The 18,257-nt window shown below is 63.1% G+C and carries 17 protein-coding genes; all 17 read right to left on the bottom strand.

The features are described 5' to 3' along the window. Window positions 1-3: 3 nt before the first annotated feature. Window positions 4-1,461 carry a flagellar hook-associated protein FlgK gene (gene flgK / locus ABMA32_RS19910; protein WP_349015550.1) on the bottom strand — a complete coding sequence of 486 codons (1,458 nt, stop codon included), beginning with the start codon at window positions 1,459-1,461 and terminating at the stop codon, window positions 4-6. Window positions 1,462-1,498: 37 nt separating this feature from the next. Continuing rightward, window positions 1,499-2,755, bottom strand: a complete 1,257-nt coding sequence (locus ABMA32_RS19905; protein ID WP_349015549.1) for a flagellar hook protein FlgE — start codon at window positions 2,753-2,755, stop codon at window positions 1,499-1,501. A 109-nt stretch (window positions 2,756-2,864) separates the two neighbouring features. Then, window positions 2,865-3,533 (bottom strand): response regulator transcription factor, encoded by a 669-nt coding sequence (locus ABMA32_RS19900; protein ID WP_349015548.1) that lies wholly within the window; start codon window positions 3,531-3,533, stop codon window positions 2,865-2,867. 166 nt (window positions 3,534-3,699) lie between these two features. After that, window positions 3,700-5,061: a flagellar hook-length control protein FliK gene (fliK, locus tag ABMA32_RS19895; RefSeq protein WP_349015547.1), complete on the bottom strand. Its 1,362-nt coding sequence runs from the start codon at window positions 5,059-5,061 to the stop codon at window positions 3,700-3,702. After that, on the bottom strand, window positions 5,058-6,332 hold the full coding sequence (locus tag ABMA32_RS19890) for a chemotaxis protein MotC (RefSeq protein WP_349015546.1): 1,275 nt from the start codon (window positions 6,330-6,332) through the stop codon (window positions 5,058-5,060). Before ABMA32_RS19890 ends, fliK begins: the two co-directional genes overlap by 4 nt. Window positions 6,333-6,424: 92 nt before the next feature. Further along, window positions 6,425-7,672 (bottom strand): MotB family protein, encoded by a 1,248-nt coding sequence (locus ABMA32_RS19885; RefSeq protein ID WP_349015545.1) that lies wholly within the window; start codon window positions 7,670-7,672, stop codon window positions 6,425-6,427. Beyond that, on the bottom strand, window positions 7,669-8,280 hold the full coding sequence (locus tag ABMA32_RS19880; protein ID WP_349015544.1) for a hypothetical protein: 612 nt from the start codon (window positions 8,278-8,280) through the stop codon (window positions 7,669-7,671). Before ABMA32_RS19880 ends, ABMA32_RS19885 begins: the two co-directional genes overlap by 4 nt. Beyond that, the gene (fliF, locus tag ABMA32_RS19875; RefSeq protein WP_349015543.1) at window positions 8,277-9,908 is read right to left on the bottom strand and encodes a flagellar basal-body MS-ring/collar protein FliF; all 1,632 of its coding nucleotides are present in this window, start codon (window positions 9,906-9,908) and stop codon (window positions 8,277-8,279) included. Before fliF ends, ABMA32_RS19880 begins: the two co-directional genes overlap by 4 nt. 265 nt (window positions 9,909-10,173) lie before the next feature. Continuing rightward, complete coding sequence (locus ABMA32_RS19870) at window positions 10,174-11,172, bottom strand: flagellin N-terminal helical domain-containing protein (protein ID WP_349015542.1); 999 nt, start codon at window positions 11,170-11,172, stop codon at window positions 10,174-10,176. A gap of 240 nt (window positions 11,173-11,412) precedes the next feature. Next, complete coding sequence (locus tag ABMA32_RS19865; RefSeq protein WP_349015541.1) at window positions 11,413-11,790, bottom strand: DoxX family membrane protein; 378 nt, start codon at window positions 11,788-11,790, stop codon at window positions 11,413-11,415. Between the two features lie 139 nt (window positions 11,791-11,929). Continuing rightward, on the bottom strand, window positions 11,930-12,922 hold the full coding sequence (locus tag ABMA32_RS19860; RefSeq protein WP_349015540.1) for a flagellin N-terminal helical domain-containing protein: 993 nt from the start codon (window positions 12,920-12,922) through the stop codon (window positions 11,930-11,932). Window positions 12,923-13,189: 267 nt separating this feature from the next. Then, on the bottom strand, window positions 13,190-14,182 hold the full coding sequence (locus ABMA32_RS19855; protein ID WP_349015539.1) for a flagellin N-terminal helical domain-containing protein: 993 nt from the start codon (window positions 14,180-14,182) through the stop codon (window positions 13,190-13,192). 257 nt (window positions 14,183-14,439) lie between these two features. Further along, the gene (locus tag ABMA32_RS19850; RefSeq protein ID WP_349015538.1) at window positions 14,440-15,531 is read right to left on the bottom strand and encodes a flagellin N-terminal helical domain-containing protein; all 1,092 of its coding nucleotides are present in this window, start codon (window positions 15,529-15,531) and stop codon (window positions 14,440-14,442) included. 196 nt (window positions 15,532-15,727) lie between these two features. After that, entirely contained in the window at window positions 15,728-16,471 is a 744-nt protein-coding gene (gene fliP / locus ABMA32_RS19845; RefSeq protein ID WP_349015537.1) for a flagellar type III secretion system pore protein FliP, read from the bottom strand. Next, on the bottom strand, window positions 16,468-16,962 hold the full coding sequence (locus tag ABMA32_RS19840; protein WP_349015536.1) for a flagellar basal body-associated FliL family protein: 495 nt from the start codon (window positions 16,960-16,962) through the stop codon (window positions 16,468-16,470). Before ABMA32_RS19840 ends, fliP begins: the two co-directional genes overlap by 4 nt. A 26-nt stretch (window positions 16,963-16,988) precedes the next feature. Beyond that, window positions 16,989-17,690 carry a flagellar basal body L-ring protein FlgH gene (gene flgH, locus ABMA32_RS19835; protein WP_349015535.1) on the bottom strand — a complete coding sequence of 234 codons (702 nt, stop codon included), beginning with the start codon at window positions 17,688-17,690 and terminating at the stop codon, window positions 16,989-16,991. Beyond that, a complete protein-coding gene (locus ABMA32_RS19830; RefSeq protein WP_349015534.1) occupies window positions 17,687-18,223 on the bottom strand; it encodes a MotE family protein in 537 nt (178 codons plus the stop codon). The genes flgH and ABMA32_RS19830 overlap by 4 nt, the downstream gene beginning before the upstream one ends. Between the last annotated feature and the right edge of the window lie 34 nt (window positions 18,224-18,257).

The raw sequence follows: 18,257 nt of genomic DNA, 5'->3' as shown, positions 1-18,257 counted from the left end.
GCGCTACCTCACCGCGCCCAGCAGGGCGGCGAACATCTCGTCCACGGCGCGGATCAATCGGGAGGAAGCCTCGTAGGAATGTTCGAGGTCGAGCAAGAGCGACATCTCCTGGTCGATGTTGACGCCGGTCTCGTTAGACAGCGCCTCGGCGGTGCGGACGGCGAGAGCCTCCTTGGAATCGGCGGCGCTGGATGCGGATTTGCGCAGGCCGTCGAACCAGCCGATCGAAGATGTGGCGTAGTCACCGAGCGTCGAGCTGGATTCAAGGCCGGCTGCCGGGTCGAATGTCATCGGCGCGTCGAGGCGTTCGCCGTAGCCTATGAGCAGGCTGGAATAGGCTGCGTTGTTGCCGGTGTTGTGGACATAGCCGGCGCCATTGGCTCCACCGTCCCGCAGAAGTTCGGGATTGCCGCCCTGCGCGGAATCTAGCGCGGGATTCAGGCGTATCTGTCCGGCCAGCCCGGTGACGAGTGTGCCGGCGGCGGGAACGGCGGGTCCGCCCGACCATGTGAACAGGCCTGTCTGGTTCGGCAGGACGCCGCCGGGCGAGGTTTCGGAAAAGGCAGTGATGAGGCCGCGCGCGACTTCGTCGAGCTGGCTCTGCATCGTGGTGGTGACGCCGTCACGAAGCTGGATCATACCGGCGAGGCGGCCTGACGCGTCGGTGTTACCGCCGGTGCCGAGCGCGACGGGAACGCCGTCGATATAGACTTTCGAGCCGGTGGTGCCCGGCGCGTAAACGCCGGAAGGTGTGAAGCTGACCTTTCGCGGCACGGTTTCGAACAGCATCGAGCCGTCCTTGGTCAGAACGACCAGATCGTTGTCGGCGCGCGTGTAGGTGGAGACAGGAACGTATTCGGCGATCTTCTTGACGATGGCGTCGCGCTGGTCGAGCACATCGGATGTGTCCTTGCCGGTGCGCGTGCCGGTGACGACAGCGTTGTTGGCGGTTTCGAGCTGGGAGAGCAGGTCGTTGAGTTCGTTGACAGCGGTGCCGATCTCCTGGTCGGCGGCCGTGCGGAAACTCTGGATGGCGGTCGTGCCGTCGTTCAGCGTGCGGACGACTTGGCGCGCGGCGTCGAGCGTATTCTCGGCGAGGTTCTTGTTCGATGGCGAGGCGGAATAAAGCTGAAGAGCTTCCTGCAGCTTGCCGATCGCAGTGGCGGGCGAGGTGGAGTTGTCCACCCCGTTGACCATCAGGTTGAGCCGCTCCATGCCGTTGAAGAGCGTGCTCTGGCCGTTGAAGGCCGACAGCGCTGCCAGGTTCTGGCGGAAGAGCTGTTCGTTGGCGGCGCGCTGGATCTCCACGGAGCGCGCGCCGGGAGAGGCGGTGGTGACCGCCATGCGCCGGCTGTAGTCGGGATTGCTGGCCTCGAGGACGTTGCGGGAAACGACACTGGTCTGCCGGGCAGTGTTCCTGAGCGACGACTGCGCGATGTTAAGGGCAGATGACAGCGACATGCGAAATCAGGGGCTCCCGCTTACGTTCGGAACGCCACTACCTCTTGAGGTTGACGAGGACATCCATCAGGTCGGCTCCGGTCTGGAACACCTTGGAATTGGCGGTGTAGTTGCGTTGGGACTCGATCATGTTGGTGAGTTCCTCCGCGATATCGACGTTTGAGTTTTCGAGTGCGCCGGAAACAACCGAGCCGAGACCGTTGCTGCCGGGGAAGCCCATCTGCAGGTCGCCCGAGTTGGCGCTCAGGGTGAAGACGTTGCCGGGCAAGACGGTAAGCTGGTCGGGGCTCTGAACATTGGCGAGCGGGACGCGGTAAAGCTCCAGAAAGGAGCCGTTTTCGTAGTAGGCGTATACTGTTCCATCCGCCGCAATCTCGACGCTCTCGATCCCGCTTGGCGCAGCGCCGTTCGCGACGACTGACAGTTCGGTGTAGCCGGTGCCGAGCTGCGTCATCCCGTCAAGCGACAGATTGAAGGGCTGGCCGCCGGGGACCGTGATGTTTATGCCACCAGCCGGTGAGGTCAGCGCGCCGGTCGTGCCGTCAAAAGTCAGGGTCGAGGTCGTGAGCAGCGAGCCCGCCGAATAGGGGAACGGAGCGCCTGGCGCCGCGCCGGCCTGGTTGTAAACCGCGACTTCCCAAGTGTTGTCGGCGGTCTTGGTATAGTGGATGTCGAGCATCACCTCGTTGCCGAGGTTGTCGTACACTACCAGCGAGCTTTTCTGCGTGGCGACGGCGTTGGGATCGTTGGATGAAGGCAAGGGGCCGCTTGCGATATCTGCGCCGGACGGCAGATTTGCCTTGAAGGTGCCTTGAGTGGATGGTTCGGCGATCAACCCTTGCTGGGCGATGGATACCCGCTCGAGTCCGCCAAAGCCATTGGCAGTCGTCGCAGGCGGTCCCGCCGCGAAGCTGTAGCCCATCAGGTAGAAGCCGGCGGCGTTGATGAGATTGCCGTTGCCATCCGGGACGAAGGATCCGGCGCGGGTGAGGTAGGGCGTGCCGCTGGCGCTCTCGACAACGAAGAAGCCGTTGCCGTTGATTGCGAGGTCGCTACCAGAGTTAGTGTATTTGAGGTCGCCCTGCTGCGAAATCGCGGTGCGAACCGTCGTGTTGACGCCGCCCGACTGATAGTTGCCGCCAGCGGACGGAATGATGAGGGAGGAGAATTCGGTCGACGAGCGCTTGTAGCCGGTCGTGCTGGAATTAGCGATGTTGTCGGCGACGGTCGACAGGCGGTTAGCCTGCGCGTTCATGCCGGAAACGCCGGTACGCATCATTCCGTAGAGACTCATCGTGGCTTCTCCCCGCTTTGCACTGGACCGGAGAACAGGATAGCCGAGCGGACTTGTGCGAAGCTGGCGCGAAGATGGCGACCGGGCTGCGGAGGCCGGACGCCAGCCATCAGCCGACGAGCCGGTAACCGAGGAAGCGTTTGGAGTCGATCGGATCGAAGCCGAGTTTCTCACGCAGCTTCTTGCGCAGCTTGGAGATGTGGCTCTCTACGACGTTTTCCTCGACCTCGTCGTCGAAGATTCCATAGATGGCGTTGAAGACCTGGGTCTTGGTGACGCGACGGCCGCGGTTGGCTGCCAAATATTCGAGGATGCGGCGCTCGCGGCGCGGCAGCGGCATGGGTTCGCCATCGATCTCCGGCTCGCGGCCGTCCATGAAGATGCGCATCGAACCGACTTCGATATATTGCTGCTCCTCCTGAACGCGGCGGCGGATTGCCGTGATGCGCGCGAGGATTTCGCGGATGTGAACCGGCTTGCGGATGACATCGTCCACGCCCGACTCGAAGAGCATCAGCGTGTTCTCAAGGGAATGATGTTCGCTGAGAGCGATGACGGGCGCCTTGGTGCGATCCCGGATCTTTCTGGGGGAGACGGCAGCCTTGTCGCAGTCGCCGATCAGGATGGCGCGCACCGACTGAAGATCTTCGTCCGCCGCACTCGAAACCCACTCGCCGAAAGCGTTCGATCCGAACGATGCCGTAGCAACGCCTTCACGGTCAAAAAGTGAGTTATATCCTTCTTGTACGAGCTCACGCTCGTCTACGATCACTATCATCGGCCCGCCCTCCGAATCAGAATTCATCTCTGATGTGAAAGGCGTAACGCGCAGGGTGAATCTTGCCTAACCGTCATTTTTTGCCCCCCTTTTTTCGGGAGGGGAAAAAAGTCTCCGGTTGCATCACTTCAGGCTGAATTAAAGTGTTTCGAGAGCGAAGCTGAGCCTAGATGTAAACGCCGCCAGCCGACTCCCTTTGCGCAAGTGTGGGACCCTGCTGTCCGCCGTGCCGCGCGCTCCGGTCTTCTCCCGAAGGACGGCCGCCGGAGCCGGCATGCTCGCCGTTTGCGCCTTGGCCGAACTGTTCCGCGGAACGTCCCTGGGACGGTGTCATCGGCAAGGATGCGTCCGCCTTTGCGCCCGGTGCGGGGGCCGAAGGCTGGAGGACCGTTACACGGTCGATGTCGTAGCCGAGGTCACGCAGAGAGTTCACAATGATGTCGCTGTCGGACGACAGACGCCGGTAGGCCTCCTGATTTTCAACCTTGAGTTCAATGGACAGCTGCTCGCCGGCGAAACGGAGTGTCGCCGTGACCATGCCGAGTTCGGCTGGGTGCAACTGGATCTTCAGAGACTGGGCGGAAGCCGATGATACGGAAACGTGAATCGGGTCGAACGAGAATTTCGCAACGGCGGGCTCCAGCAGATCGCTGGCGGCGATGGTCTCGATCAGAACCACGGCCGTCGAAGCAGTCGGGGCGGGGATGTTCTGCTGCGAGACGACGGTTATGCGCGGCGCGGGAGCGGCGTCCTTGCCCGGAAGTGCTTCTGTCTCTGCCTTATCCTTGCCGGACGACGGCTGCGTGCTGTCGGCGACGGGTCGGGTCACCGGCTCGAACCGGATAGGCTCGGCCTGCTGGCCGCGGCCCATGGGCACGAAGGATGGCGATTTCGCGGAGTCTCGGACCGTGGCGGGGTCGTCGGCTCCAGTTTCGTCGGCCTGCTTCGATTCATTCGATCCGGATGCGGCGATCGCAGGGGTGCGTCCAGTCGATGCGGGCTTTTCCGGTGGACGGTTCGCGGAGGCGAGAACTGTCGCGGCTGTCGTGGGCGCTGCGGTTTCTGCGGTGGCGGATGCATCGCTGTCTGCTCTGACGGCAGGAGCTGCCTGTCGCTTTTCGCCAGGGGCGCTCATTTCGTCTGGGCTATGCACTTCAGCCTGTAGCACCGAGCCGCGGACGCTGGTCGTGTCGTCCTGCTCCGTTTTCGCCGCGTCGTCTCCGGCTGATGTGTCTTCTGTTTCGGCGGTTGTCGAACCTGCCGATCTTGCGAGGGGCGATGCGGACTGCGTGGCCTGATCCTCGGAGGCATCGAGACGGTTCGCGAACCGGGGCCAGCCGGAACGGAGATCGTTCTCCTGCGATGTGGTCCTTGCGTGCTTTGTGTCGGCAGAGCGGTCATTTTCGACAAGCTTGCCGAGGGCCTCCATGAAGTCCGGGCCGCCCTTGCGACCGGGGACGGCCTTGCCCTCGACCCCTGCCTTCGGAATTGAAAGCAGCGGCAACGCCTGCTTTACGCCACTCGTCATTCCGGCATGTCTCCAATCAGCTTGTCTATCTCGGCCAGCTTCTCGCGCGTCGATGCGATCACGATTTCGGCCTGCTCGACCGTCTGGTCCACGGCCTTGCCGGCGGCTGGTGTGGGCGGAGAGGGCGCGGCTGCTTCCGGTGCGATCGCCTGATCCGCGGGCGGGACTGCGACGACGGGTTCCGGACCGACCGCGCGGACCGGTGGTTCGCTTTGAGGCATCGTGGCGCCGTCTCGGGCAACAAGGCCGGCGGCGATGGCGTTGGCCGCGTCGAGCAGCTCACGGTCATTGTCCGACAGACTGTCGCGGTCGATCTTGTCCAGCTTGCCCACGACCTCGTCGACCTTGCCAGAGGTGACCAGCGACAGGCCGGCATAGAGCTCGGCGCGCGGATCGTCAGCCAGCATCTCGGCCTGCGTGGCGGCGAACGCCGCGAGATCTACAAGGCCGTCGATCGCGGCGCGGCGCGCGATGCGCAGGTAGATGACCTTCTGCTGTTCGGTGTCCATCAGCGTGACGATGTCGACGACGCGCTTGCGATCGATGGTCTCCTGCAGCGCCACGATGCCGGCCACGAAGGCGTCGGCGAACTGGCTAGCATAAGGCGAGCGGAGGTAGCCGCGCACATATTGTTCCGACAGGCGCGCGAAACGGCTCGCGTCCTGCAGACGGGTGGCGGCAGCCAGCGAACGGCGCAGCGCCGCTTCCTCAACCAGGGTGCCGGGCGCCAGCAGGCGCGCGCGGTCCAGCAGGGCCAGCGCATTTGCCGGCTCCGCCTCCGACATCATCGATCCCTTGATGAGCGCGACATACATGCCGACGTCAGGCGGATAGGTTGTCGGATCGACGGAGCCGAAAGCCTGCATGGCCTCCTTCGGCTTGCCGTTGACGTAGAACAGGATCTTCTCGCCGAGGGTTCGGTTCGGATCATCCTTGCCGAGAAGAGGGAGTGCGGCCTCCAAGGTGACGGGATTGCCGCCCGACATCGCGTAGACGACCAGCGCGCGGCGGTTCAGCTCGTTCTCGAAATGCGCGCTTTCACGCGTGGCGAAACTTGCATCAGCCATCTGGATGAGCGTGTGCTGCATAGGCTGCGAGGCGTGATCGCCAAGGACGAGGCGGTCCTGGACGCGCTCGAGCGAACGCATGATCTGATAGGGCTGCAAGGCGCCGGCATGCGCTTGGGTTTCGGTGTCAGACGCATGGGATGATGGCTCCACGACGCGCGGCGCGTCGTTCTCGGGCGGTTTTTCCGCTGCGAAAGCAGGCATTGCGAAAAAGGGCAGGGCAAGCCCGCAGGACCGAAGGCCGGCCAGCCTTCGTCGACGCGTTGAATTGTTTCGCGAAGCAGCGATCATAACCGCTACCCTTCGATTTCCAGCAGGATGTCGATGCGCCGGTTGACGGCGGCGAGCGGGTCGGCCTTGTCCTTGAGCCTGCGATCGGCGTGACCGGAAACGGTGCCGATACGGGCTTCGTCGATGCCGCCACGGACCAGCATGTAGTAGGCGGAGTGGGCGCGTGCGGTCGACAGGCGCCAGTTGTCGTAGGTCTCGTTGCGGAACGGACGGGCGTCGGTGTGGCCCTCGATCGACAGCGATCCCTTCTGCTCCGAGAGAATCTTGCCGATCTTCTCCATGGCCAGCACCATATCGCGGCGTGGGACGGCGGAACCGATCTCGAACATGCCGAAATCGAACTGGTCGGCGACGGACACGGTGACGCCTTTCTTGTCGGCGACGACGGTCAGTCCCTCGGCGAGCTTGCTGTCCGGGCCCAGAGCTGCGGCGAGCTTCGCTCGGATCTGGCCGGCGACCTCGATGGCCTTCGCGCTTGCTTCGCCGTTGATCTCTTCCGCCGGCTTGCCTTCGGTTGCCGACTTTGCCTGAGGTTTTACCTCTGCGCGGGCAAGCGGCTCGAGCGGGGCGGCGTCCGAGGGCGCGCCCGCCATAGGGGGCAGCGCCGTCCTGGCTTCCGCAGCCCCGGTTCCGGACGGCTGGTTGCCTTCGGCGGTGTTGCCGCGCAACACCATCTGCTCGCTCCAGAAATCGGGCGCGAACGGATCGCGGTATGCCTCGCCGCCCTGCGCGCCTGTCGAGGGACCGGAGGTCTGCGCGCCGCCTTCGCCCTTGGCGCTGACGTTCTGGAGGAGGCCGGTTTCCTTGGCGATCTCGGACAGGACGGCGTAGGGATTGGCGAAAAGGTGCTCGTCGGTGTGGGTCTCGTTCTTGTCCTTGTCGGCGACGTCCTTGGTCGAGACTTCGCTGGGATTGCTCTTGCCGTCCTCGCCGGAACTCGTGCTCGGCGAAGACTGGCTGATGTCGGCTATGCCCGCCGCATTGGGACCTTCGCCCAGTTCCTCCAGACCCTTCTTGTTGGAGTTGCGGTCGATGAGCTTGACCGGGTTGAAGTAGCTGGCGACGGCGGCCTTGGTCTGCTCGTTGGCGGCGTTGATCAGCCACATGACGAGGAAGAAGCACATCATGGCCGTCATGAAGTCGGCGAAGGCGATCTTCCAGACGCCACCGTGGTGACCTTCGTCGTGGTCGTGGTTGCGCCGGACGATGATGATTTCCTGGCGCGGTTCCTCGCCAGCAGACAAGGTGCTCATTCGAGAATTTCCGCCAGGATCGACGCCCATTCGGACAGTCGCGTTTCAAACAGGGTGCCGTCGACCGTGACCGAAAGATCGAAGCCGGGAAGCTCGACGAAGCTGAAATTGGCTGCCCGCTCGCCCAGCGCGGCCTGAAGCGCCTCGTAGAGCGACTGCGGTCCGCGAATCTCGATACGGAAGGTTTCACGCCCGGCGACGGCGGCACGGATGGATGCCGCCAGACTTTCGATCGAGCGCTTCTGCAACTCGTCGCTCATGAATGAGCCGAGGATGCGGGCGACCGTCTCCGAAGCCTCCTGGCTCACGGTCTCCTGCATGCGGTCGAGGCGCTGGGCGATCGTCTCGCCGGCGGCCTGCCCGATCTGGCGCAGGACGGCGTCCATTTCAGACGCATGGGCTTGCCGCATCTCCTCGATCTCGGCGGCGTGGGCAAGGGCCAGCCTTTCCGCAGTCGCGTGCTCGGCGTCGGCTACGGCCGCAGCGACGATCTCTTCCGTAGTGGGCGCGGGGGGCGGGGCCGGCTCAGGTCGAAGAATGGGGCTCGCGGCCGCTTTGGGCCGCGTTCCGAAATCCATCAGCACATCGGAGAGCGCGAGCGCTGTCACGCGGCCTCCTCCTGATGCGCCCACTTGCGCAGGATCAGCGCCGTGCGCTCCTCATTCAGGTCAACCATGCGGGCGAGCCGGTCCTGCGGGGCGGGGCGGATCTTCTGGCGCAGTTCGTCGAGCGGTGTCGGAGCCGAGATGGCGGGGGACGCCTGGACCTCCGGAGCGTCCGGACCGGGCAGCGAGCGCTGCACTTCCTCGAAGCTCGGACCGGCGAGCGACGCGGTCTCCGCACGGCCGCCACCGATCGCGGCCACCATGGGCCGCAAGCCGAAGAAGGCGACGAGGAATACGACGACGATGAAGGCGGCGGCATTGATCATGGTGCCGGCGTGTTGGCCGACGGAAGCCATGATACCGGGGCCTTCGACCGGAACGCCGTCGAGGCCGTCGATGAACTCGACGGCGGAAACGTTGATGATGTCGCCGCGTGTTTCGCTCAAGCCCGTGGCCGACGCGACAAGCTTCTGGATCTCGGCGACGCGCTCGCCGATCTTCTCGGGCGTGGCGTCGGCGCCGAGGATGGCGGTCAGGCGCTCGCGGTTGACGACGACGGCGATCGACATCTTGGTGACCGAGTAGCCGTTGCTGACGGTGGCAATGCGCTTGGAGTTGATCTCGTAGTTGGTCGTTTCCTCCTTGCGGTCAGACTCGGAGGAGGACTGCGGTCCCTCGCTGGTGGTGGGGTCCGCCTCGGGAAGGTTCTGCTCGACGGTCGTCGTGGCGCCCGCCGATTTCTGGCTGTTGTTTTCGTTCGAGCGAACCGTCTGGATCGAGCGTTCGACGCGCGATTCCGGATCGAAGATGGTTTCCTCTGTCTGGCGCTGGTCGGTGTTGACGTCTGCCTTGACGCTGGCGCGGAAATTCTCGGGGCCCAGATACGGAGCCAGGGCGCGGCGGATGTTGTCCTCGATCTGCATTTCCACGGTGCGCTCGACGCCGAAGGTGGCGCTGGCCGTTCCGTTGTTCGGATCATCGCCGGCAGCGAGAAGGTTGCCGCCGGAATCGAGCACCGTGACGTCTTCCGAATTGAGGCCGGGAACGGCTGCCGCGACGAGGTGGCGGATCGAGGCGGCGGCGCGGCGCGAATCCGTCTCCGATGCTCGAATGACGACGGAGGCGGACGGCTTCTGTTCGTCTCGGCGGAAGTTGGCGCGCTCCGACATCACGATGTGGACGCGCGCGGCGCGGATGCCGGCGAGCGACTGGATGGTGCGGGCGATCTCGCCTTCGAGCGCGCGAACACGGGTGATCTGCTGCATGAAGGATGTCAGGCCAAGCGAGCCGACATTGTCGAACAGTTCGTAGCCGGCATTGGAGCTCGTCGGCAGGCCCTTCTCCGCAAGCAGCATGCGCGCCTGCGCGGTGGTGCCGGCGGGAACGAGAACGGTGGTGCCGTCCGAAGCGACATCGAAGCCGATGCCGGCTTCGCCGAGCACGAGGCCGATCTGGTTCACGTCCGCGCGTTCAAGGCCGACGTAAAGCGTCTCGTAAGCCGGACGGTTGAGATAGATGGAAGCGACGGCGATGACGGCGAGCACCAGCGCGACGACGCCGCCCATCATGGCGAGGCGGCGCGGACCGAACTCCTGCAGGTTCCGGATGATTGCGTTCAACTGCTCGGGCACTGACCTTTGCTCCCGCATTCGCTTTCACGCCGGATCGATTCAATCCGAAGCTTGTCCCGAGACCGTATGGCCCGAAGCTTGTGCGAGGATGAAATCAGCCTCGTTCAGGGCAGGAAAAAGTGCTGACGCCACGACCTGAAAAGTTCTTGCGAAACAAAAAGCTAGGGCCTGATACGCCTTCCCGGAGGGAGAGCGGATCAGGCCCTGTTCAAGCTGTCCGGTGTGACGAATGGCCGGGAGCTCAATCCTGACGGATGGAAGGCGTCTAGCTCCGGAAGAGCGAGAGAATCGACTGCGCGTTGCCGTTGGCAATCTGTAGCGACTGAATACCGAGTTGCTGCTGAACCTGCAATGCCTGCAGACGAGTCGATTCCTTGTTCATGTCGGCATCGACCAGTTGACCCACGCCTCGCTCGATGGAGTCCATCAGGCTGGTGGTGAATTCCTTCTGCAGGTCGATCTGCTTCTTGGCGGCGCCGAGCATCGTCGCCGCGTCCGCGATTTCGGCAAGCGTCTGGTCGGCGACGGTGATCATCTGCGTGATCTGCGTGTCGGTGAAGCCGACGACGGTGAGCGTCGAGACGGAGTAGCCGTCGGTCGCCGGCGTCAACGTTCCGGCAACACCCTGCACGGCGGTATCCTCGCGCACGCCGGTCGATGCCAGGCGAAGACCTTCGACAATGCCGCGGGTCTCGGCCGTTGTAGCGGCAGCGTCATAGAGCTTGATGGACTGGACGTTGATGTTGATCTTGGAGAGCACGACATTGCCGGCATTGTCGCGCGTGAAGGACGACACGATCTCGGCGTTGGCGTGGGTGCCGGCGGAGGGGTTGCCCGAAGCCACCGTGGAATTGACCGACAACCAGTTGGTGCCGGAGAAGCTGGCGGAGTCGGCGAAGCTCTTCAGCTGAAGCTGGAGCGCCTGGATTTCGGACTGGATCTTGCCCTTGTTCTCTTCGCTGGCGCCCACCGAGGCGACGAGCTTGACCTTGATCTCGTCCACACGCTCCATGATCTTGTTCATGGCGGTGTAGGCCGTATCGACCTTGGAGGCTCCGAGCCCGAGGGAATCCTGAACAACCGACAGGGCCTTGTTGTCGGATCGCATGGTGGTTGCGATCGACCAGTAGGCTGCGTTGTCCTTGGCTTCGGAAACACGATAGCCGGTGGAGATGCGGTTCTGGGTAGCCTCGAGCGACTTGTTGGTCGCGCTAAGCGTCTGAAGCGCCGTCATCGCCGAAGCGTTCGTCATGATGCTTGACACGATACTCACCCCTTCTTCGAACAGCCTGCCCGGCTTCCCGAGCCGGATTTATCGCCTGAAGGAATGCCTCATGCCGGTCGCTGCTTCATGCCGCCTTGCCGTCATGGTCCACCCGCCATAGCGATTGGTTAACCATCACTACGCGGATATGGTTAACAGCGGATTAAGCGGATTTCCCTACCGGTAACCTTTTCGCCGGTGCCGCGAAAAGGTTGGGCTGGGGAATGGGGCGGGTCGCGTTTACAGAGCCGACGCCGCGGCCATAAAGAGCGCGCCGATGATCGCGATGTTGCAGAGCAAGGCGTTGCGCAATGCGCTGCGCTCCGGCTGCTGCTTGTTCCAGAAGTCGAGAAAGATCAGCGACGCGAGGGCCGTGAAGACGGCGAGCGCCAGCGCCGAAAGCGCCGGGACGATGCCGAAGATGAACAACAGGCCGAAGATGACCTGCCAGATCGAACCGAGGATGAGGACTGACCTTGCAGCGGGAACGCCCCGCCCGGCCATGATCCCTGTCAGCACAGGTTGGATGAAAAAGTGTTCGATGCCACCGACCACGAAAAGGCCGCCGAGAAGGAGGCGACCGAACAGGTAGAGATGATCCGGCAGATCTGCTGGCATGGACGTCTCGCTGGGAACTGAACCCCGCGCAGGATGTGTCAAACAACTGCCGGGTTGCAAGCGCCGGCAGAGGCGAACGGCGGGTCACAATGAAAAAGGGCCGCTTTCGCGGCCCTTTCCGGTAAGAGATTTGCTCCGCTTAGCGGAAGAGCGAGAGGATCGACTGCGAGTTGCCGTTGGCGATCGACAGCGCCTGGATACCAAGCTGCTGCTGAACCTGCAGGGCCTGGAGGCGGGTCGATTCCTTGTTCATGTCGGCATCGACGAGCTGACCGATGCCACGCTCGATGGAGTCCATCAGGCTGGAGGTAAAGGTCTTCTGCAGGTCGATGCGGCTCTTGGCGGCGCCGAGGTTCGTCGCGGCGGTCGTCATTTCCTTGAGCGCGCCTTCGACAACCGCCAGCTGCTGCGTGATCTGCGCGTCGCTGTGGTCTTTCACCGAAAGGCTGGAGACCGAATAGGTGTCGCCTGCGGCCGGCGCAGCACCCGCGGTCGGAACCTGTGCGGTGGCCGAGCGAGCGCCCGTGGTGCCGAGGCGCGTCGCGTCGAGGATACCGTCGTTAGCACCGGTGGCGCCTGCGAAGGCGTCGTACAGCTTGATGTCCTGCACCTTGATGTCGATGGTGCTGAGCGAAGCGGTGCCGGCAGCCGAACGGTTAAAAGCCGAGACGATCTTCACGTCGTTGAACGTGCCCGCCGTCGTGTGGCCAGACGTCGTATCGACCGACAGCCAGTTTGCGCCGGAGAAGGTGGCGGCGTCGGCATAGCTCTTGAGCTGGCCCTGCAGCGCCTTGACCTCGACGTCGATCTTTTCCTTGTCGGCCGCGCTGGCTCCGTTGGCGGCGACGAGCTTGACCTTGATCTCGTTGACGGTGTCGATGGCCTTCTGCATGCCGGTGTAGGCGGTATCGACTTTCGAAGCGCCGAGTCCGAGCGAATCCTGAACGGTGGAGAGCGCCTTGTGGTCCGAGCGCATGGTGGTGGCGATCGACCAGTAGGCTGCGTTGTCGGAAGCTTCAGCAACGCGGAAGCCGGTGGAGATGCGCGACTGGGTGGTGGCGAGGTTCTTGTTGGTGGCGTTGAGCGTCTGCAACGCCGTCATCGCCGAGGCGTTCGTCATGATGCTGGACATGGTACCTGTACCTTTACTCGAATTCTTTTTTGCATACCGGCCCGACCGGTATGACGGTACGGCATCATGCCAATGATCGCGTCCCCGCCAGATCAACCCGCCATGGGAGTAACTATGCGCCGACGATCGCTGCAAATTGGATAATGGGCGTGGTTAACGGACTATTTTTGCTTGTTTTTTCGACTTTGCGATGGCCACAACGAGCAACCAAAATGCAAAAAAAAGGGCCGCGCATGGCGGCCCTTTTTCAAGTCCCTTGTTCGGGGACTATCCGCGGAAGAGCGAGAGGATCGACTGCGAGTTGCCGTTGGCGATCGACAGCGCCTGGATACCAAGCTGCTGCTGGACCTGCAGGGCCTGGAGGCGGGTCGATTCCTTGTTCATGTCGGCATCGACGAGCTGACCGATGCCACGCTCGATGGAGTCCATCAGGCTGGTGGTGAAGGTCTTCTGCAGGTCGATGCGGCTCTTGGCTGCGCCGAGGTTGGTCGCGGCCGTCGTCATTTCCTTCAGCGCGCCTTCGACAACCGCAAGCTGCTTGGTGATCTGCGCATCGGAGAAACCAGCGACCGAGAGCGTGGCAACGGTGTAGGTGTCACCAGCGGCGTCCGTGCCGGCCACGACCGTGGCGCCGGCAGCGATACGTGCGCCGGTGGTGCCGAGACGGTGGGCGTCGAGGATGCCATCCGTCAGGCCTGTCGCAGCAGATGCCGCGTCGTACAGCTTGATGTCCTGGACCTTGACGTCAATGGTGCCGAGAGAAACAGCACCCGAAGCCGAACGGTTGAAAGCCGAGACGATCTTGACGTTGTCGAACGTGCCGGCAGCCGTGTGGCCAGACGTTGTATCGACCGACAGCCAGTTTGCGCCGGAGAAGGTGGCGGCGTCGGCGTAGCTCTTGAGCTGGCCCTGCAGCGCCTTGACCTCGACGTCGATTTTCTCCTTGTCGGCAGCCGACGCGCCGTTGGCGGCGACGAGCTTGACCTTGATCTCGTTGACGGTGTCGATGGCCTTCTGCATGCCGGTGTAGGCGGTATCGACCTTGGAAGCGCCGAGGCCGAGAGAATCCTGAACGGTGGAGAGCGCCTTGTGGTCCGAACGCATCGTCGTGGCGATCGACCAGTAGGCGGCGTTGTCCGCAGCTTCGGCGACACGGAAGCCGGTGGAGATGCGCGACTGGGTGGTGGCGAGGTTCTTGTTGGTGGCGTTGAGCGTCTGAAGCGCGGTCATCGCCGAGGCGTTGGTCATGATGCTGGACATGGTACTCGTACCCTTACTCGGATCTTTTTTTGCATACCGGATCGACCGGTATGACGGAGCGGCATCATGCCCATGACCAGAAAAAAGAGATCAACCCGCCATCTCCCGGGACTATCGCAGCCACTCCCTGCGAATTGGATAAGCATCATGGTTAACGAATTCTTTTTGCTGGATTTTGCGACCCTTCCGAAGCAGTCCTGAAATGCAAAAAGGGCCGCGCATGGCGCGGCCCCTTTTCCAAGCCCCTTGTTCGAGCGCTATCCGCGGAAGAGCGAGAGGATCGACTGCGAGTTGCCGTTGGCGATCGACAGCGCCTGGACGCCGAGCTGCTGCTGGACCTGCAGGGCCTGGAGGCGGGTCGATTCCTTGTTCATGTCGGCATCGACGAGCTGACCGATGCCACGCTCGATGGAGTCCATCAGGCTGGTGGTGAAGGTCTTCTGCAGGTCGATGCGGCTCTTGGCTGCGCCGAGGTTGGTCGCGGCCGTCGTCATCGACTTGAGAGCGCCTTCGACCTTGGCCAGCATACCGGTGATGAAACCGTCGGTGACGCCTGCCGCCGTGACGTCGAGGTTATAGACGGAAACGCCGGTCAGTTCGCCGGCGGTGATATCAGCGGCGTGTGCGGCCATGTCGGCATCCAAGTCGGCATCCGCGTCTGTATCGCCCGCAGCCAGCGATGCGGCATAGCTCGTGTCATATGCCGACTGCGCAGCGGTGGTATTCCAGATGCGAGTCTCGCGATCCAGGATACCATCGTTCTTGACTGCGGTGCCGGTGCCGTTGTCGAAGAGCTTGATGCCTTCGATCTTGACGTCGATGGTGCTGAGCGAAGCCGTGCCGGCAGCCGAGCGATTGAAAGCCGAGACGATCTTCACGTCCTGCTGGACGGCATCGGCGGTACCGGCGTTGGCGCCGGCAGCGGTCTTGTCGGAGGTGACCGAGAGCCAGTTGGCGCCGGAGAAGGTGGCGGCGTCGGCATAGCTCTTGAGCTGGCCCTGCAGCGCCTTTATCTCGACCTGGATCTTCTCCTTGTCGGCGGCGCTGGCGCCATTGGCGGCGACGAGCTTGACCTTGATCTCGTTGACGGTTTCGATGGCCTTGTTCATGCCGGTGTAGGCGGTGTCGACCTTCGACGCGCCGAGACCGAGCGAATCCTGAACGGTGGAAAGCGCCTTGTGGTCCGAACGCATCGTGGTGGCGATCGACCAGTAGGCGGCGTTGTCCGAGGCTTCGGCAACGCGGAAGCCGGTGGAGATGCGCGACTGCGTGGTGGCGAGGTTCTTGTTGGTAGCGTTGAGCGTCTGCAATGCCGTCATTGCCGAGGCATTGGTCATAATGCTGGACATGGTACCCGTACCCTTACTCGAATGCTTTTCCCATACCGGCTCGACCGGTATGGCGGTACGGCATCATGCCAATGATCGCGTCCCCCGCGCTCACCCGCCATAGTTAGTGGGGCAGAGAATGCAGGTTGATAGCTGCGATTTGGATAAGGGACGTGGTTAACGGATTGTGATTTTTATCGAGGGGTCGAAAAGCGCGTCAACTGAATGAGCGCACCAGACTGCCGACGAGCAGGTTCCAGCCGTCGATCAGCACGAAGAACAAGATCTTGAACGGCAAAGAGACGACGGTCGGCGGGAGCATCATCATGCCCATCGCCATGGTGATGGTGGCGACGATCAGGTCGATGACAAGAAAGGGCAGCACGATCAGGAAGCCGATCTCGAAACCACGCCGGATCTCCGAGATCATGAAGGCAGGGATCAGCACGCGCAGGTCGACGTTCTGCGGATCGACGGTGTCGCCGCGCTCGCGGGCGAGATCAGCAAAGAGATTGAAGTCCTCGTCACGCACGTTGCGGATCATGAAACCGCGAAACGGATCGGAAATGCGCTGGAACGCCTCCGTCTCGTTGATCTGGTTATCCATCAGCGGGCGGACGCCGTTGTTCCACGCCTGATCGAATGTCGGGGCCATGACGTAGAAGGTCATGAACAGCGACAGGCTGACGATGATCAGGTTGGCCGGCGTGGTCTGCAGGCCGATGCCGGCGCGCAGGATGGAAAAGGCGATGACGAAGCGCGTGAAGCTCGTCACCATGATGAGCAGGCCCGGCGCCACCGACAGGATGGTGAGCAGGCCGAACATCTGAATGATGCGGCCGATGGTGGTGCCGTCCGCCTGGCCTATGGCGCCGAGATCGAGCTGCTGCGCGGAGGCAGCGGTTGCGCCCGCGAAAAGCAGGACGCCGATCAGGGCGGAAATCTGGGCGAGGCGCTTCATTCGAACAGCAACGTCCTGATCAGAACCTGCTTCACGTGGCCATCGCTGCGGATGGACGCGCGTTCGTCGAGGTTCTCCCTGAGATGACGAAATCCGCTGGCTCCCTCGATCTCGTGCATCTTGATCGTGCGGATGTAGGCGATGAGATCCTGCGACACCGCGCCTGCCAGGTCCGCAGTCTCGGGAGGCGCGTCCAGCACGAGAGAGACCTCCATGCGGACCCAGACATCGGGTGGAGAGGCGATGTTCGTGGTGATGGCGGGTAGAGCGATGACCGTTTCGGAGGCAGGCCCAGCCGCCTCATGGCCGCCTTCCTTGGCTTCCGTGCCGTGTCCGCCGGCGGCTGGCGCGTGTGCTTCCTCGCCGGATTTGCCGCTGGTCAGGAGACCGCCCGAGAACCAGCCCATGCCTGCGGCGGCGGCGGTCAGCACGACGAGGACGCCGAGTTGGATGACGAGCGACGGGCCGCCCTTGGCCGGCGGCGCATCCATGGCAGGATTTTTCGCCGCGGCGGCCATCAGAAGGGCAATACCTTGTCCAGGAACTGTTGCCCGTATGGCGGCTGCTGGACTTCCGTCAGCCGGCCACGGCCACCGTAGGCGATGCGGGCTTCCGCGATGCGCTCGTAATTGATTGTGTTGTTCGGTCCGATGTCGATCGGCCGGACGATGCCGCCGATGGTCAGGACGCGCAGTTCTGCGTTGACACGCACTTCCTGCGATCCCTGGATGATCAGGTTGCCGTTGCCCAGGACTTCGGTGACGACGGCGGCGATGGAAAGCTCCAGATCCTCCGAGCGCTTCGTCTCGCCATCGCCAGCCGCGGCGGTAGAGGAGTTGACACTGGCGTCCAGGGCACCACTCGAGCCTATGCCGTCCCATTCGTAATCGACGGAGCCGCCAAGGGACCTGCTGGCGGTGCGCTTGCGGTCGGATTCGTTCTTGAAGCGGGCGCGGTCGTTGATCTTGATGCGTACCGTCAGGATGTCGCCCGGCGATAGCGCGCGCGGGTCCGTAAACAGCCGGCTCTGCCGGTCGTTCCACAGGGAGAAGCGCTTCTCGGGTGCTGCTGGATAGCCGGCATAGGTAGCAGGCGGTGGAGGGGCGCTTTCGAGGCCCGAGCCGACCGGAGACAGCTCCGGCTCGCGGCCGATCTCCTTGAGGCTGCCGCAACCGGCCAGCAGCGATGCGACGAGTAGGGTGAGAAGAGCGCGGATCATGATGGGTCGGTCCTGCGCGATGCCGCAGCCATGACGCCGGTCAGCATGGCCGCCGCCTTGCGCTCCATTTCGTTCAGGATCACGCCGGCCTTGCGCGGCTCTATCTGCATCAGGATGCTGGCGGCGAGCACGGCGTCCATCTCAGCTAGGCGTTCCGCGGCGGCGTCGGGCTTCATGCCGGAATAGATCTTGACGACATCCTCTTTCGCCTTGGCCAGGAAATCCTCGCGCCGCTTGAGCCAGGATTCATACTCTGCGCGTTTTTCCTCCAGCGCCGCGATACGCTTGTCGATCTCCTGCTGAAGGACCTGCAACTCGTCCTTCTGCAGGGCGTAGCGGCGATCGCGCGCGGCGTCGGCGATGTTGGAGCAGAAGCGCTCGACGTCCGTGCCGGATTCGAGGGGTTTGGCTCTGACCGTGCCGGTGGCTGCTTCGTCAAGGAGTGCTTCCTCTGGCACTAGCAGCGCGGGATCGTCCAACTGCTCGACAAGCGTCTCTGTTGCGCCGAGCACGCCGGTGGAAAGAACCAGCACCGACAATGTCGCAAACGCCAGAGGGCGAAGCGTT

Origin of the sequence: Mesorhizobium quangtriensis (genome assembly GCF_040081925.1) — a bacterium.
Classification (GTDB): domain Bacteria; phylum Pseudomonadota; class Alphaproteobacteria; order Rhizobiales; family Rhizobiaceae; genus Mesorhizobium_K; species Mesorhizobium_K quangtriensis.
This window is presented reverse-complemented; position numbering and strand designations above follow the sequence as displayed.

Excerpts from the sequence above, each read along its gene's own strand:
- flgK (WP_349015550.1), bottom strand. The coding sequence starts at position 1,461 with ATGTCGCTGTCATCTGCCCTTAACATCGCGCAGTCGTCGCTCAGGAAC.
- ABMA32_RS19905 (WP_349015549.1), bottom strand. The coding sequence starts at position 2,755 with ATGAGTCTCTACGGAATGATGCGTACCGGCGTTTCCGGCATGAACGCG.
- ABMA32_RS19900 (WP_349015548.1), bottom strand. The coding sequence starts at position 3,533 with ATGATAGTGATCGTAGACGAGCGTGAGCTCGTACAAGAAGGATATAAC.
- fliK (WP_349015547.1), bottom strand. The coding sequence starts at position 5,061 with ATGACGAGTGGCGTAAAGCAGGCGTTGCCGCTGCTTTCAATTCCGAAG.
- ABMA32_RS19890 (WP_349015546.1), bottom strand. The coding sequence starts at position 6,332 with ATGCCTGCTTTCGCAGCGGAAAAACCGCCCGAGAACGACGCGCCGCGC.
- ABMA32_RS19885 (WP_349015545.1), bottom strand. The coding sequence starts at position 7,672 with ATGAGCACCTTGTCTGCTGGCGAGGAACCGCGCCAGGAAATCATCATC.
- ABMA32_RS19865 (WP_349015541.1), bottom strand. The coding sequence starts at position 11,790 with ATGCCAGCAGATCTGCCGGATCATCTCTACCTGTTCGGTCGCCTCCTT.
- ABMA32_RS19860 (WP_349015540.1), bottom strand. The coding sequence starts at position 12,922 with ATGTCCAGCATCATGACGAACGCCTCGGCGATGACGGCGTTGCAGACG.
- ABMA32_RS19855 (WP_349015539.1), bottom strand. The coding sequence starts at position 14,182 with ATGTCCAGCATCATGACCAACGCCTCGGCGATGACCGCGCTTCAGACG.
- ABMA32_RS19850 (WP_349015538.1), bottom strand. The coding sequence starts at position 15,531 with ATGTCCAGCATTATGACCAATGCCTCGGCAATGACGGCATTGCAGACG.
- fliP (WP_349015537.1), bottom strand. The coding sequence starts at position 16,471 with ATGAAGCGCCTCGCCCAGATTTCCGCCCTGATCGGCGTCCTGCTTTTC.
- ABMA32_RS19840 (WP_349015536.1), bottom strand. The coding sequence starts at position 16,962 with ATGGATGCGCCGCCGGCCAAGGGCGGCCCGTCGCTCGTCATCCAACTC.
- flgH (WP_349015535.1), bottom strand. The coding sequence starts at position 17,690 with ATGATCCGCGCTCTTCTCACCCTACTCGTCGCATCGCTGCTGGCCGGT.